At 30.2% G+C, this 15,249-nt stretch carries 13 protein-coding genes and 1 tRNA gene; 6 read left to right on the top strand and 8 right to left on the bottom strand.

The genetic code is table 11. The features are described from left to right. Window positions 1-155: 155 nt before the first annotated feature. Complete coding sequence (locus BMW39_RS07865) at window positions 156-488, bottom strand: hypothetical protein (protein WP_051879835.1); 333 nt, start codon at window positions 486-488, stop codon at window positions 156-158. 55 nt (window positions 489-543) lie between these two features. Then, window positions 544-1,398 (bottom strand): hypothetical protein, encoded by an 855-nt coding sequence (locus BMW39_RS07860; protein WP_131474276.1) that lies wholly within the window; start codon window positions 1,396-1,398, stop codon window positions 544-546. A gap of 79 nt (window positions 1,399-1,477) precedes the next feature. On the opposite strand from BMW39_RS07860, the gene BMW39_RS07855 reads away from it, so the two are divergent. Then, complete coding sequence (locus tag BMW39_RS07855) at window positions 1,478-1,699, top strand: helix-turn-helix domain-containing protein (protein WP_034973602.1); 222 nt, start codon at window positions 1,478-1,480, stop codon at window positions 1,697-1,699. Between the two features lie 380 nt (window positions 1,700-2,079). On the opposite strand, the gene BMW39_RS07850 is transcribed toward BMW39_RS07855, so the two are convergent. Beyond that, window positions 2,080-2,478, bottom strand: coding sequence for a hypothetical protein (locus tag BMW39_RS07850; protein ID WP_317041084.1), 399 nt, complete (start codon window positions 2,476-2,478; stop codon window positions 2,080-2,082). 377 nt (window positions 2,479-2,855) lie between these two features. On the opposite strand from BMW39_RS07850, the gene BMW39_RS07845 reads away from it, so the two are divergent. From BMW39_RS07845 to BMW39_RS07830, 4 genes are read left to right on the top strand one after another with little or no spacing between them, the layout of a single operon-like run. Next, complete coding sequence (locus BMW39_RS07845; RefSeq protein ID WP_051879834.1) at window positions 2,856-4,202, top strand: DNA methyltransferase; 1,347 nt, start codon at window positions 2,856-2,858, stop codon at window positions 4,200-4,202. Between the two features lie 3 nt (window positions 4,203-4,205). After that, a complete protein-coding gene (locus BMW39_RS07840) occupies window positions 4,206-5,195 on the top strand; it encodes a phosphoribosyltransferase-like protein (protein WP_034973600.1) in 990 nt (329 codons plus the stop codon). Between the two features lie 3 nt (window positions 5,196-5,198). Continuing rightward, entirely contained in the window at window positions 5,199-7,235 is a 2,037-nt protein-coding gene (locus BMW39_RS07835; RefSeq protein ID WP_034973598.1) for an ORC-CDC6 family AAA ATPase, read from the top strand. Further along, window positions 7,228-8,157 carry a hypothetical protein gene (locus tag BMW39_RS07830; RefSeq protein ID WP_034973597.1) on the top strand — a complete coding sequence of 310 codons (930 nt, stop codon included), beginning with the start codon at window positions 7,228-7,230 and terminating at the stop codon, window positions 8,155-8,157. The genes BMW39_RS07835 and BMW39_RS07830 overlap by 8 nt, the downstream gene beginning before the upstream one ends. Window positions 8,158-8,185: 28 nt before the next feature. Here the strand turns inward: BMW39_RS07830 and BMW39_RS07825 are convergent, their stop codons facing one another. Then, window positions 8,186-9,466, bottom strand: coding sequence for a DUF3871 family protein (locus tag BMW39_RS07825; RefSeq protein WP_034973596.1), 1,281 nt, complete (start codon window positions 9,464-9,466; stop codon window positions 8,186-8,188). Further along, complete coding sequence (locus tag BMW39_RS07820) at window positions 9,456-10,394, bottom strand: ATP-binding protein (protein WP_034973595.1); 939 nt, start codon at window positions 10,392-10,394, stop codon at window positions 9,456-9,458. The genes BMW39_RS07825 and BMW39_RS07820 overlap by 11 nt, the downstream gene beginning before the upstream one ends. 196 nt (window positions 10,395-10,590) lie before the next feature. Between BMW39_RS07820 and BMW39_RS07815 the strand changes: the two genes are divergently transcribed. Next, complete coding sequence (locus BMW39_RS07815) at window positions 10,591-12,024, top strand: hypothetical protein (RefSeq protein WP_034973594.1); 1,434 nt, start codon at window positions 10,591-10,593, stop codon at window positions 12,022-12,024. An 11-nt stretch (window positions 12,025-12,035) separates the two neighbouring features. On the opposite strand, the gene BMW39_RS07810 is transcribed toward BMW39_RS07815, so the two are convergent. The 3 genes from BMW39_RS07810 to rseP all read right to left on the bottom strand — a co-directional run bounded on the left by BMW39_RS07810 (window position 12,036) and on the right by rseP (window position 15,080). Continuing rightward, the gene (locus tag BMW39_RS07810; protein WP_245750463.1) at window positions 12,036-13,235 is read right to left on the bottom strand and encodes a site-specific integrase; all 1,200 of its coding nucleotides are present in this window, start codon (window positions 13,233-13,235) and stop codon (window positions 12,036-12,038) included. Window positions 13,236-13,421: 186 nt separating this feature from the next. After that, a tRNA-Asn gene (locus BMW39_RS07805) sits at window positions 13,422-13,495 on the bottom strand. 85 nt (window positions 13,496-13,580) lie between these two features. Then, window positions 13,581-15,080 carry an RIP metalloprotease RseP gene (rseP, locus tag BMW39_RS07800; protein WP_034973593.1) on the bottom strand — a complete coding sequence of 500 codons (1,500 nt, stop codon included), beginning with the start codon at window positions 15,078-15,080 and terminating at the stop codon, window positions 13,581-13,583. Window positions 15,081-15,249: the final 169 nt, after the last annotated feature.

The raw sequence follows: 15,249 nt of genomic DNA, 5'->3' as shown, positions 1-15,249 counted from the left end.
AACTTACCTAAAATAAGATAAAATTTTTAGAAAACTTCCTAAAAACAAAAAACCATCACATTTCTGTGATGGTTTTGCTCCTCTTGCTGGGCTCTCCTCACAGTTGTATTTGATTGATTTTTACTAGGGTGCAAAGATACATTTTTTAGGTATGCCTAAAAGTGTGCCTTATCCTTAAGTTTTCCATAATACAACTCTGCATAAAGACCATTTTCTCTACAGTACAAATCTGTGTATTGATTTTTAATTTTAGAGGTAAATTCTATTAATTCTTCTTTGGAACTAAATGAGAACATCAGTAAGACAAATTCTAAAATATCAAATAGAAATATCAATTCTATATAATATGCTTTGTTGTCAAAGATTTGAATTTCTTTAAAATACAAATAGCTATCATATCCTCTTATTCTTTCTATCTCTAATATCTCCAAATCAAACTCCCAATTCTCATAATGCTCTCCTAATTGGAATGGTAAAAGATTATTCATATGTTTTGGGTATTAAAAAACCACTCTATATCTGAGTGGCCTATTCAAGTCATCTTCATTGTTTGGATTTGCGATAGTTGTCAATGTGCTCGAGTTTTTTTTGCATTTCTTCAAAAGTAATCATACCTTCTAAATGAAACCTTCTAAATTTTTCTTTCTCTTCATCTAGCTCTCCTTCATCATGTATGAATTTATACTTTAATAGTTTATTATGATATTCTTCTTCTGTTAATAAGCCTTCTTTAAATGCTACTTCTAACTTTGAAATAAGTTGGTTTTTCCGCTGTACCTTATCATCATTTTTAATTACTAAATGTTTTATTTTATACTCATTTTCAGCTTCTAGTTTCTTCTTGCTGAATTCATTTTCATTAATTAGGTTTTCTTTAAACATTTCATTAAGTCTAACAAGCTTCTCATTATATGAAGAATCTACCTCATTATCATTTTTCTTTGTGGATAGCAATCCTTTGCTCAAAGCTAATACAATAAGAGCTGAATGGTATTCAAAAAAACCTAAGAACCACCACAATACAGGATTTCTATTCTTTTTATTTGCGTAATAACTTACAAAAGAAGCTACAATTATTTTTATTGGAATCACAGCAAGATATAGGTTGAGCTTATTTATATAAAGTAAATAGAATAGTCCTGACACGAGTACAATCAATGCAACTAATAAAGCCCAAAGCTCGGAATTTATTGATTTATGACTATAATCTTCATTTTTATTATTCCCTTCAAAATATGCTATCAGAGAGAATATAAAAGAGAATAAAATAATCATAATTAGTAATGGAATTATGATATTTTTTAATAAATCATTACCAACATCATTACTACTTGAAATGTAACTTTGGGCTGATAATAACTGCCCAAACAGTAAAGAGACAAATAAAATTTTTTTCATAGATTTAAGTTTTATTGCCATATATGGCATTACAATTAGTAAATATATTAAGTTCCTTTGACTTGTCAAATAAGTCAAGTTGGATAAATCTGAAATTCTTAAAAAAGTTGGTAAAAGAATTAAAGAAGTGAGATTACAAAATGGAATTTCACAAGCTGATTTAGTTGGTAGAATGCAGGGAGAAATAGACCCCACTAATATTTCCAGAATAGAATCAGGCAGAACTAATCCCACTGTTTTCACATTATTCAGAATTGCAGAAGCTTTGGAAGTAAAAGCTAAAGACTTATTAGATTTGTAAAATTCCTCAAAACTAGATTTGGCTATTTACTAGTTTTCACAAAAAATTATTCAGTTTCTATCTTCCTCTAGAAAACAGAGGAGTAGTATAAAAATTCTCAAATTATTCTCATCATAAACTAGATTACTAAATCTATTTAGAACTAATTTGGCTATGATATATATGTAGATGTTTTATTACATTTTATATCAACTAGGAGATTATTAGTAGTTATTAGTTCCTCCTTGCTAGTGTAAATCTTAAATTATAAATGTCCATTTTGTGTATAACTTAGATATACTTCTGCAAAAAAGAGATACTTTAAAAAAGAAAATACGTCCAGTTTTCCTAAACCTATATACAGGATTTCAGAATTTTGGACGTATTTGTTTTCTTTTTGTCTAAGCCATTGCTTCTTCAAGCTGTCTTGCCATTTTCTCCTCACTTGTCTCAATACCTTCAGGAATATAAATGTACCTGTGCTCAAGTGTTATAACTTCTCCAGATTCTTTGATTGAGTACTGATAAGGCTCTGTTTGAATCTTAACAATCTTTCCATCCATTTGAGTTCCAATTAGAGCCTTACAGGTTTCTTCATCAAAAGTTGTAGAAACTGTGGCTTTCTTAGCTGTAGCATAGAACTGTTCTGAGGTTTTGGATTTTACCATTTCTATTCCACCTTGTACTTCCAGAAGATAAAACTCTGTTCCATCTTCTCTTTGTCTTGTTTTGTAACTGATAATTCTTACCATTGTTTTTAAGTTTAAAATTTGAATTGAAAAACTTGTCTGTTCAGACATCAACAATAAGTGAAGGTGTTTGGTGGGGAGTTCAATAACTAAAAGGTAAATTATCTACCTCTAAAAAGGATTTATTAAGAATTGGGTAGGGGGAGATGTGGAAATCAATTAGAACGGGGGAGTGATTTGGAGGGAGCTTACGTGTAAATAATTGCTTTAAAAATTTTTATTTTTTAGAATTTTTATAACTTTAAGTTCTACACTTCTAATAAAGTTTTTAAAAAAGTCAGAAAGAAGTTTCTCAGTTCTTAAAAAGTTGATTTAGTAGTAGGTATATAAATTTAATCTGCTTCTAATTATATTATATTTCCAACGTAAAAATCAATAGTTGATAATTTAATCATATTTTTGTACAAATGATTTTATATTAAAGGGTTTTGAGAGGAGAAAACAATAAGGAATTCGATAGATTGATTAAAGAATTCAAAAGTAATTATAAAAAAAATAAAATACCAATAGAAATAAGCTTTAAAGAAATAGTAAATGGTGTTAAATTTAATGAAAGGTATACGCATCAAATTCATGCATATCCTGCAAAATTACTATCGCACATACCGTATTTTTTTTTGAACAATTCATATTTTTCAAAGTGTGAAGATATTATAGTTGATCCTTTCAATGGATCTGGTACTGTAGCTTTAGAATGTGTATTATCTAAAAAAAATTTTTATGGTGCTGATGCAAATCCATTAGCAAACTTAATTTCAAAAGTTAAGGTTACAAATTTAAATTTGGAAAATGTAAAATTAACTTTAAAATCAATAATAGATTTTTCTCCTTTATTAGAAAGACCATCCATTCCGGAAGTCAGAAACTTGAATTTCTGGTTTCCTTATAAAACAATAGATTCTTTATCTAAAATTTTAGCTTCTATTATGGAAATTAGTGATATTGAAGAAAGAAACTTCTTCTTAATATCATTTTCAAGTATAATTAAAAAGGTAAGTTATTGTGATACACGAATTTCTGTACCGGTAAAATTAAATCCTGAAAGATATTTAGATACCAAAGTAAAGAGGAAAGTAAAAGAAAAAATAGATGGAATTGAAAATATAGATGTTTTTGAAAAATTTTATCAGGCTTGCTCAGATAATATTGCAAGATTAGCAGAATTATATTCTACTAAAAGTGATTTGTCAAAATTTAAATATCTATCAACAGATGCTAGGAAATTGATGATCTCTGAAAATGAAATTATGCCAAATGACTATGCAAAATTAATTATTACTTCTCCCCCATATGCAGGTGCTCAGAAATATATCAGATCCTCTAGCCTAAATCTAGGATGGACAAATCTGGCATCTTTATCAGAAGTTAGTAAATTAGAAAGAAATAATATTGGTAGAGAAATACACAAAAAAGCTGATATAAAAATTAGCTCGACAGGAATTATTGAAGCTGATTTAATAATTGAAGAGATAAACAAAACAAATAGTGAGAGAGCTTTCATTGCAAATAAATATTTAGAAGAAATGAAAACATCCATAGATGAAATGTATAGGGTGTTACAAAAAGGTGGGCATATTATTTTAATTATTGGAAATAATAAAATTACAGGTAAAGAATTTAATACACAATCATACCTTACACATTATGCTATTTCAATAGGAATGAAACTTCAATTTAAACTAATTGATAATATTAAATCTTATGGGTTAATGACAAAGAGAAATAAAACTGCTGATATTATTTCTCGAGAATATGTATTAGTATTTAAAAAATAGAGTATGTCGAAACATTTTGATACTTTACCAATCAAAGATAGACTCGAAGAAAAGATAAGAATATTTCTTGACTCTATTTGGAAAGAAAAACAAGAAGATTTTCTATTAGAAAATTGGTCTAGAAATTTTGATACTGAAGAGGAACAAGTCCATATGCTATTTTTACTTAGCAAATTTATGTATTTTGGAAACCAAGAAATAAGAGAGCTTTTAACTACCATATATAGGGATTTATTTAGATATCCCCACATTCATAAAATAAGAGAAGATAATTTTGATACAATTGATGAATCTATAATTGAAAAAAAATTTAGTGAAGTATTATCAAAAACTAGATTTTTGGGGATTGGAAGCCCAGCAGAGAGTGGAGTACATTTGCTATATTATTTTAGACAACAAAATCGTCTAAAAAAAGAATCCTTTATTACTTTATCAGAGATTTTTAAGTTTATTGAAAAAGATAAATCAGCAGGAGGGAAATACGTAACTGTTGAAATTAAAGATAATAAGATTGAAAATTATATATTCATTGATGATTTTTGTGGAACAGGTAATCAAGTTGTATCAGAGTTAGCAGATAATCTGATAACAATAAAAAGAGCTAAACCAGATGTTAAAATCCATTATTTTGTAATGTTTGGAACCAACCTAGGAATTGAAAAATTAAAAAACATCGAGTACCTAAATATCACCACAAATGTAATGGAAAAAGTTTTCGAAGATGTAAAAGCTATTTTTAAATTAGATGATAGTTTCAAGGCATTTAATGGAAATTCGAGAATTTTTGCGAAAGTTCCAGATGAAGTCACTCAAAAAGAATGTGAAGCTATAAATAAGAAGTACAGCGGAAGTATGAGTTTTGGTCCTTTGGGTTATGAGAATTGCGAGTTAATGCTTTCTTTTACTCATAATACACCAGATAATTCATTACCAGTTTTTTGGAATGAAGAAAATATATGGAATCCTTTTTTCAAAAGATTTAATAAAATATAACTTATGTCTAAAAATATTTCAAATCCTTTTTCAGTTACAAAAGCTATAGAGTTTAGCTATGATGAAATATATGAATATTGGGTAGACTATGATAGTAAAAATTCTGTAGAGCATTTTTTAAATACCTCTGAGATTCTCCCAAAATATGTTTTAGGAAGTAGGGGGTGTGGAAAAACTCATTTATTGAGATATTTTTCTTTAAAAACTAGATTAAAAAAATATGATAATAATTCTGAAGAGTTAGTAAGTAATGATAATTTCATTGGATTTTATAATACTTTTGGTGTGTTAAACTCCGGTAATTTTAATGGAAAGTTTTTAGATGAGGAGCAATGGTTGCAGATATTTAAGATTTATTTTGAGTATTATTTATGTGAAATTTTTATTTATGATTTAATTGAACTTTTAAAGAACCTCAATAATGCTGAAGCTACTTATTGGGAAAAAGATGTAACAAAAATCATAGATGCAACAATAAATTTTAATAAATCAAGCAACGAAAAAATATCTTTTCATACGCTTTCAGACTTACTCAATTATTTTCAATCTCAAAAATCAAAAATTGATAAAGAAATAATATTAGCTGCTTTTACAAGAGAGTTTAATTATTCAAATATCGAAATACCTTTTACTCCTGGAGAATTTATTAAGAATATCATTTATGAAATATCAACTAAAATTAATTTCTTTAGCAATATAAAATTTATATTTATTTTGGATGAGTATGATAAGCTTTTAGAGTGGCAGAAAATTTATATAAATACTTTAGTTTGGGACAAAAAGCCTCCAATGACTTTTTGGATTGGTGCTAGAACCTATGGCTACAAAACAAGGGAAACACTTACTAAAGGGACTACTTTAGCTTCTGGTTCTGATATGCAGGAAATTCATCTTGATGAATATTACAGAAAAGATGAAAAAACTTATAAAATATTTTCAAAGAAGCTAATAGAAAAGAGATTAAGAAAATATTATCATAATGAAATAGATGACGTAGAGAAAAATTTTGAAAGAAAATTTGAAAAGTATACAGAAGATTCACTGATTTTTAAGCTTAGAGAAAAAGAGAAAGAGTATAGCCACATTCAGAATCTTCGGGAAGTACTAAAGCAAAACATTAGTAACCACGAGCTGATTATTCAAAATCTTTTGTATCAAACAAATGATAACCCTCTCTTCCAAAAATATAATATTCTTCTTTTTTATAAAAAATGGTATAAGTCTAAAAAAAATATAGACTTTGTAGATATATCTGAAAAAGTTAAGAGTAGTTTTATAAAGTATCTTGAAGGGACAAAAAGTGACCATACTAATTTAGTAAATAAATCTAAAAAAGATTTAATTTCTCAATTAGCCACAGAGAATGGTTTGAAAAATTATGAATACGTAGGATTAGATAATTTTATAGAATTGAGTTATGGTAATACAAGATCACTAATATTATTATTAAAAAACACAATTGAAAATTCAAATATTAGAGGAGAAAAACCATTAAGTGAAAATGGACGTATTAGTTTAGATGCCCAATATATGGCTGTTTATAAAGTTGCGGAATGGTATTATAATGACGCAGAGATATTCGGAGATAATTTGAAAGTTTTTTATAAAAATATTAGAAGATTATCTGATTATTTAAAACTTTACAGAATAACAGATAATTTAACTGAAACTAGTGTGCTTGGATTTTCATATAATAAAAAGGAGGTTTCGGCAGAAATAAATGATAATATTGAAGTGCTACGAGATTATTCTATTCTAATTGAATCAGATAATAAGAGAAAGGGTAAAAATGGGTTAGGTATAGGCGAGCCACAATATCATCTAAATCCTATTATGAGTCCTTTGTGGAATTTGCCAACAAGTGTCAGGGGAACTCCAACATTTTCGAACGAGACAATGAAATATATTTTCGATGAAAAAATAAAAGAAGAAGAATATCTCAAATTTTATAAAGCTCGTAAAACTAAACTTACTGCACCATTTCTGGAAAAAGAAGTGGAGATAAAAATTAAACCAAATTTATTTAATCTTGATGATTGATTTTTCCTATTTCTATAAAGAAAAGTACTCTTTTGATGAGATTCCTACTACAAACAAATATGATCTGTTATTATCAGCCTATGATGGATGTGATAGGACTAAAAAAATTTTTGATAAAATATTGGCTGAGAACAAAAAATGGATAATTTATCCGCATTATGATATTTCAGATGATGTATCAAATTCTTTTACTGTTAACTCTTTTCAAGAGGATGATGATGGGTTAGTAAATTTCGTAAAGGATCTACATATAACTACTGATACTAAGATTTGTATTGATATTACAGGTTTTCTTAGACCACATCTGATTTATTTAACTTTATTATTAAACACAATTTATAAGGTTAAAAAAATTGATTTTCTTTATACAGAACCAAACTATTACAAAGATGCTGAAGAAACAGTGTTTTCGGGGGCAATAAGTGAAGCTCCTCGATTAATTAAAGGGTGTTCATCTTCTAAATCTTATTCTAATTTTGACAAAGATATTTTAATCATTAATGCAGGATATGATGACAAATTAATTTCTGCTGTTACAAAAGATAAATCTAAAGTGTTCAAAAAGTTTATCATTTTAGGTTTCCCCTCACTACAACCAGATTTTTATCAGGAAAATGTTTTTCAAATAAGAAAAGCAAAGGATGAGATTGGACAAGTCGAGAAGAAAAGTTTTGCACCAGCTTATGATCCTTTTGAAACAGCTAACAGAATAAAAGAGATTGTAGAAGCTAATTGTGATGATTCTAATGTATACTTGAGTCCATTATCAACCAAACCTCAAACATTAGGACTATTAATTTATTTCCTGTGGTATAGAGATACAAAATCATTAAATATAATTTTCCCTTTCAGTAATGTGTATAAAGCTAAAACCGCTGTAGGAATAAATCATACTTGGAGATATTCTGTAGAATTAAATTAAGCTCACTTTTAAGTAGTGAGCTTAATATTCAACTCAAAAACCAATGATAACATTCATTACCACTGAGAGTTTTTTGAAGTCCTTTTGAAAAGTCAAAGGCATTCAAATTCCTATCAAGGAAAGTATCTATGTATGAAGATTTATTGGCTTGTGTAAAAAGATTGTAAACATCCCAAAGATTTATTCTACCATCTTCTAACCTACAAAAATTCTTGTCTTCATAATAATCCTTTGCCATAGTATTGATGTGGCTATCAGTAAAATTAAGCGTAGGAATATTTTCTCTTTCTAGCTTAGGCAAATGTTGATACAATCTACTTTTTCCAATTAATTGAGCAAACTGATGTTCTGATAGATAACCTTGGGTAAGTTCTTTCATTTCCATAAGATGAACCTCGGCATTATAATTCTGAATAGTCTCTAGAACCTTTGAGTATAAATCTTGCGTGTTTGATACTTTCAACTCTGCTAGAAACCCATCTGTTGATACGCATAAATTACAACAAACCTTATTCTGAAATCCAATGAAAAACTTAAACTTTTCAAAGGTTTTCTTATTGTAAAGATTTTCCAAATTATAGCTCCTTACACCTCCAACACAAAGAGATAGTTCATTACCATTCACTACATCTGTAATACTAGGAATTCTAATAATAAAAGCCATTCTCTCATAATATATGGTTTTTTGATGGTCTGATAAATCTTTGACATTTAAATACAAAGCATCTGGAGTTCTACCCTTAATCTGGTGTGAAACTCTTATCTCAGGAGCAGTAATGCTCTGATTTGGAAAAGCTCTCTGAGTAGCACTAATAACTGCACCAATAAATTCTTGGTGTGCAATAGTCTTCTCATTGTCTTTGGAAAATACAGGGATTATGCAATCATTTTTCAAATGATGTAATTGTACTTCCATTGTGTTGGCTAGGATAAAAGGACTAGTTAAATAGTTCCCATTTAAGGCTAGGTTACTAGTGGAAGAGTGATGATTTGTAATAGTTTCAGATTCAGAATTTTTGTAAGATTTGTCCAAAGAAAAAGCCTGAACTATATTTTTAGTTTCAGGCTCTATTTCATTATTGATTAAGGTAGCTTCATTCATTTTGCTAGGGTAAAAAATATTTGCATCCTCGAAAATATTTTTACTCTGAAATCCACTAATTACAGGATCACCACTATCCTGCAACACCAACCTACTAACAGGGTAATCCTTATTAAAACTTATATCTATTATGTTGGGAGTTTTTAATAAATCGTTTCCAAAAGCTTCTTCTAAAGTAGCTGGCTTAATTTTGTTTTTAGTTTCCATTTCGTGAAAAATTATTTGGTTTACTTGAATAAATAAGGATGGATTTTCTTGCTTCAAAATCGGGTTTTAAGCTAATATGATATTGTGGGAACTGTCTGTATAAGGATAATAGTTCTCCAACAGAATTACAGTCTTGAATAGCATTATAAACCTCTTCTTCTGTGGCTTCAAATTGATGAGTAGAGTTCTTTAGTGTACTTTCAGAAGATTCCTCTTTTTTAGGGGCTAATGGGGTCTGAGTAATAGGATTTAGTTCAACTCCAGAAGTACACCATTCTAATATTTCCTTGCCTGTCTTTTCTGAGATTATAAATTCTGGTTTCCCCATAAACAAGCCTGTTCTATCTTTGCTTGATATTGTAAAATGCTTTATATCTATATCAAATACTAAAGTGAATTCATAATCCAGACCATCACGCTGTACAGCCCGAAGACCCACTTTTTCAGGAATGAACTTACCATCTTTTTGGTTTAATACATAATCCTGTTTAGTTCTCATAGTAGCAATTATGTGAGCATTGCATTGAAGAATCTTGTCCATAAATAGTTTTTCCAAAGGCTTAATTTTAGCCCAGTTAGTAAAGCTATTTCCTGCTAGTGAACTGTGATAGTCAAGAAGATAATCCCAGCAATGTGATATTGAATCTAGAATAATTACTTTCATACCTGCTTTCTCACAAATGTCAATGGCATCAATATATTGCTGAGGAGTGAATGGGGGGTTTAGAGATATTACATTGTATCCTCCTAAATGTGCATATAAATCTGCACTTCCATTTTCTGTATCAATAATAGCTACCTTGGAGAATTCCCCAGTAACTAATCCTTTGGCTAGTAACAGAGAAGAGTATGTTTTCCCTGAACCAGCACTTCCTTGAAGAGCCATCTTTATTTTGGCTTGTTTTCTTTCTGATTGTCTTAATTTCATTGGATTGTAACTTTAATGTTAAAATGAACGTGTATTAATATAAATGTTAATAATTTTTAATTATAAAAGGGGATAATTATGATTTTTGATTTTAAAATTGTAATTTTGTAAAAATTTATATTTTCCACTTGCTTTGATACAAAGCACCTCTTGAGATTAGCACCTCAAAGGCACAGCTCCTTCAAGAGAAGGGGTAATGGATGTACCATTAAAAGTGAACAATGCTTCAGCAGTTCACTTTAATTCACAAAGTAGCCCAAGTGCAGAAGCATCACTTGCAGTAAAAACTAAGGGTGGCTACCCATTTATTGATAAACTAACTTTCCACTTGCCAGAAAATTTGGATATAGACCAAATTTTACAGGAAAACCCTCCTCAATTCAACTATTGTAGAGATAGGTTTGTGTATATTCTTAATCTCATTTATACTCTTCCTTCAAGAAAAAAGAAAAATATTGAAGAATATTCTGGGTTTACTCCTATTAGCAAAAAGATTTTAGGAAGCACAATTAAGGATTATAGAGCTTACATTAAGTATTTAGTAGAACAAAATGTTGTTAAAGAAGATAAAAAATACATTCCTGACATAAAATGTGGAGGGTTGAGATTTACTGAAGCTTATGGACAAACATTATATCAAAAGCCTATTGTAATTACTTCGTGGACATTAATCAAAAACATAACATACTTAAGAAAGAATTATAACAAAGGACAAACACAAGAATTATTGTTTTTAAGGAAGTGGTTTAGTGAGCTTGATGTTGATATAAGGGGGGCTACAAAATATTTGAAAAGAGAATATAGAAAGGACAAAAGTCTTCTTGTCAAATATCCTGAATTGAGGTATAATAGCAGACTTTTACCTATTGCAAAGCTTCATACTAAAGAAGTTCCACTCTTTTTTGTTGACAATACAGCAGGTAGATTACATACTTATATTACTCAGCTAAAATCAGAGTTAAGAAAATTTTTAACATTAAAAGGAAAAATACTTCACAGTATTGATATTTCTAATTCACAACCTTTTCTACTACAATGCCTCCTAGATAAGGAAGTGTTTGATAGATGTAATATGAGTGAGAAACTCGACAGAATTCAGCCAGAACTTAATACTATTATGTTAGGAGTTTTGATAGAAAGTATATCTCAAGAGGAAGATGTTCTGCAATACAAAAAAATTGTTTCTTCTGGAAAATTTTATGGAGAATTTGGAGCATTACTTAAAGAAAATGGAGAACTTGATAACTCTCTTACAGGAACTGACTTAAAGGCTTGTGTAAAAGATATTACTTTTGCATCTTTATTTAGCAAGAATAAAGCTATAAAATATTCAAAGTCTATAAAAATCTTTGAAAGGTCATTTCCAAATGTTTACAAAGTAATGAAGTATGTAAAAAAATTAGATCATTCTGTTTTAGCTGTAGTTCTTCAAAATCTTGAGGCAGAGATAGTCTTAAATAAGACTTGTAAGAAAATTCATAGTGAAAATACGGATGTTAGAATGTATACTCTTCACGATTCTATAATTACAACAGAAGAAAATGTTGAGTATGTAATGAATGAAATGGCTAAAAGTTTAAAAGCCTGTATTGGAATTGAGCCAAATTTTAAAATTGAAAAGTGGGTATAAACCCACTTTTTTTATTTTAATCTATTTTTAAGCTTATTCAGGTTTTCACTTAACTTTTCAGGCATCAACTCTGCATAATATTCCTGTGTAGTAGATATCTTGGAATGACCCAAAAGCTTAGAAACCACTTCTATTGGAATATCATTATTAAGCAGGACTGTAGATGCAAATGTTTTCCTTGCAGTGTGATGGGTTAGATTCTTTGATATTTCCAGAGTAAATGCTATTTCCTTTAGTAGTCTATTAAAAGATTGATTACTAATTCTTGGTAAGACAAAAGGACTGTCAGAATTATACTTACTTATTATTTGTAAAGCCTTTGGTAATATAAGAGGTACAGAAAAATTTCTTTCTGTCTTTTCTCTTTTTTGATATATCCAAGTTATACCATCAGGCTTTGTTATCAAATCATCTTTTCTTAATTCAAACATTTCCCTGTAGGCTAATCCTGTATAACAGCAGAATATGTAACAATCCTTAACTCTATTCAGAGGGTCAGATTGAAAGGTGTGATTTTCTAACCTATCCAGTTCTTCTTGGGTAAGAAATACAATCTTACTGTACACTTTCTTTGGACTATGTTCCTCAAAAGGATTCTTATCTAAATAACCATTGATTACAGATTGTTTGATTACCTTTTTTAGTCTCTGTAAGGATTTGTTAATAGTGATTTGCTTGTGTTTTAACTCTGTCTTACAGTAATACTCAAACTCAGAAATAAAATTGAAGTCTAAATTCTTTAGCTTGACATCTGGTTTCTTGTAATGAGATTTTATAAACTCAGAAACATCTTCTTTGATGTAGTTGAACTTATTCCAAGTAGCCTGCTTTATCTCCAGTCCTACAAGCTTTTGAAGCCTGTCTAAGTAAATCTTGTAATACTCAATCAAAGCATACTCTTTGGTCGTTGTCTTGCCTGCATACTGGTTGTAAATATCACTTGCATCAAAAGGCTCATCCTTGACTTGTAGAAATAAAAAAGCCTGATTAATTTTATTCTTAATCAGGCTTAGTTGGTTGTTGGTGTTGTTATTCTCTTCATTAGGAGGTCTTGTAAGCTGTTTATTACTGTCCCAATTCTTTGGGTTGATGAAGATTCCTGTAGAGAAAGGCTTTCTTTGTTTATCTAATGTTATTCTACATTCAATAGGACAAAGACCTCTACTGTTAATCTTGTTCCTTCTCAAAAGGAATAGTATTGATAGTTTCATTGTATTAATGGGGGTTTGAATGGGTAACCTGAAAAATAAAATGGGTAACCTAAAAGGTAACCTCAATTTCTCAGAAATGTTGGAAATATGGAAATTAGAAGAAATTCAGAAATGCCATAGAATCAAGACAAACCCAATACAGTACATATAAAAACAAAAAACCACCACATTTCTGTGATGGTTTTGCTCCTCTTGCTGGGCTCGAACCAGCGACCCTCTGATTAACAGTCAGATGCTCTAACCAACTGAGCTAAAGAGGAATGTTTCTTTTTGCTTTAAGCGTGTGCAAATATAGAAACTTTTTTAAAAACTCCAAAACTTTTTTTGAAAGTTTTTTTAATTTTTTTAGCCTATAGCTTGCACTATCAGCTTAACTATGTCATTTCCAAATATTAACGCCATAAGCCCTAATAAGAAAATAACGCCTACCATTTGTGCATTTTCCAAAATCTTCTGCGGCACTGGTTTTCTTGTGATGATTTCCCACAAGGTAAACAAGACATGACCGCCATCCAAGCCTGGAATCGGGATTAAATTAAGGAACGCCAACCAAACAGAGAACATGGCCGTAAAGCTCCAGAAAAACTCCCAATTGATAGATAAGCTTCCGTCTTTGCTTTTGTCAACGTGCATATTGTTTACAATCGCAATCGGACCTCCAACTTTTTTATAACCTTGTATCTTTTTGTGGAAGATAAGTTTGAATTGCTTCACTTGCTTTGTCAAAGAAGCAATACTTCTGTCAAAACCTCTTGGAATCGCTTCTAGGAAAGTATAGCTTTTTACGACCTCACTTTTATTAAGATAAGTCTGAGCGAGTTTCAGATCTGGTGCAAAACCTATTTTTCCGTCTTTGGTTACATCAGAAGTGATGGTCAAAGGTTGGTTGTTTCTAACAACTTCCAAAGAAACTTTTCCACCTTTGTTTGTGGTAAGAATGTCTCCCAGCTGGTCATAGAATGCAATCTTTTGTCCATTGATGCCAACTATTTTATCGCCGCTTTTCAATCCTGCTTTTATGGCGGGCATATTTGGAGCAAGACTGTCAACTACAGCTGGGAATCTTGGCGTAATGTAAGCCTTCGCTTCATTAGCACCCAAAATATGTGCAATACCATCCTCATTTGGAGCGAAACTCACTTCTTTCCCTTCTCTCAGAACAGTTATTTCATTACTCAATAAGATATCAAGAAAACTGTCTTCCAATCTTTCTTCTGGTTTGCCGTCAATTTTTAGAATTTTATCACCAGTTTTGAAACCTAATAATTTTGCTGGTTCAGAAACCGCAATCCCATTTTCGAACTTTGCATTATCGTGATATGTTTCGCCATTGAAATAAGAAAGCGAAGAATAAATCGCCCAAGCCAAAAAGAAATTGACGGTCACACCACCAAGCATGATGATTAATCGTTGCCACGCCGGTTTTGCGCGGAACTCCCAAGGTTGTGCTGGTTTTTTCAATTGTTCGGTGTCCATACTTTCATCCACCATTCCGGCGATTTTCACATAACCTCCGAATGGAAGCCAGCCGATTCCGTATTTCACACCTTCGTGCTTTCTCCAGTCCGAATCCGGAAGACTTGAAACATCGATAGGCTGAAGGACTTTTTTACCGTCTATTTCAACTTCTTCTTCAGTAGGATCGTTTTTAGAAAAGAATCTGTATTGCCATTTTCCATTGATTTTTTTCATGGCGAAAATGGAAAAATACGGGTCAAAGAATAAAAAGAATTTGTCTACTTTGGTTTTGAACCATTTCGCTGGCAGGAAGTGCCCGATTTCGTGTAGTGTTACAAGGATAGAAATGCTCAGGATAAACTGAAATATCTTTAATGCTAATTCCATTAATATGTTTTAAAATTATAAGTTGTCAAAGGTAATCAATTAGTCAGAAAGTATACCAATGTAAAATACGGGTCATAAAGTCATTTTTTAACTATGTTTCATTGATTTTATTTGGGCAGCTTTTGACATTCGTCGAATAGCTAGTTTTTATTTTTTATGGCAGCTTTAT

Origin of the sequence: Epilithonimonas lactis, assembly GCF_900110605.1 — a bacterium.
GTDB lineage: Bacteria > Bacteroidota > Bacteroidia > Flavobacteriales > Weeksellaceae > Epilithonimonas > Epilithonimonas lactis.
The sequence above is the reverse complement of the archived record's forward strand: the minus strand, read 5'-3'. Positions and strand labels throughout refer to the sequence as shown.

What these genes read in the sequence shown, in the direction of transcription:
- BMW39_RS07865 (WP_051879835.1), bottom strand. Translation starts at nt 488, where the DNA reads ATGAATAATCTTTTACCATTCCAATTAGGAGAGCATTATGAGAATTGG.
- BMW39_RS07860 (WP_131474276.1), bottom strand. Translation starts at nt 1,398, where the DNA reads ATGAAAAAAATTTTATTTGTCTCTTTACTGTTTGGGCAGTTATTATCA.
- BMW39_RS07850 (WP_317041084.1), bottom strand. Translation starts at nt 2,478, where the DNA reads ATGTCTGAACAGACAAGTTTTTCAATTCAAATTTTAAACTTAAAAACA.
- BMW39_RS07840 (WP_034973600.1), top strand. Translation starts at nt 4,206, where the DNA reads ATGTCGAAACATTTTGATACTTTACCAATCAAAGATAGACTCGAAGAA.
- BMW39_RS07835 (WP_034973598.1), top strand. Translation starts at nt 5,199, where the DNA reads ATGTCTAAAAATATTTCAAATCCTTTTTCAGTTACAAAAGCTATAGAG.
- BMW39_RS07830 (WP_034973597.1), top strand. Translation starts at nt 7,228, where the DNA reads ATGATTGATTTTTCCTATTTCTATAAAGAAAAGTACTCTTTTGATGAG.
- BMW39_RS07825 (WP_034973596.1), bottom strand. Translation starts at nt 9,466, where the DNA reads ATGGAAACTAAAAACAAAATTAAGCCAGCTACTTTAGAAGAAGCTTTT.
- BMW39_RS07820 (WP_034973595.1), bottom strand. Translation starts at nt 10,394, where the DNA reads ATGAAATTAAGACAATCAGAAAGAAAACAAGCCAAAATAAAGATGGCT.
- BMW39_RS07815 (WP_034973594.1), top strand. Translation starts at nt 10,591, where the DNA reads ATGGATGTACCATTAAAAGTGAACAATGCTTCAGCAGTTCACTTTAAT.
- BMW39_RS07810 (WP_245750463.1), bottom strand. Translation starts at nt 13,235, where the DNA reads ATGAAACTATCAATACTATTCCTTTTGAGAAGGAACAAGATTAACAGT.
- rseP (WP_034973593.1), bottom strand. Translation starts at nt 15,080, where the DNA reads ATGGAATTAGCATTAAAGATATTTCAGTTTATCCTGAGCATTTCTATC.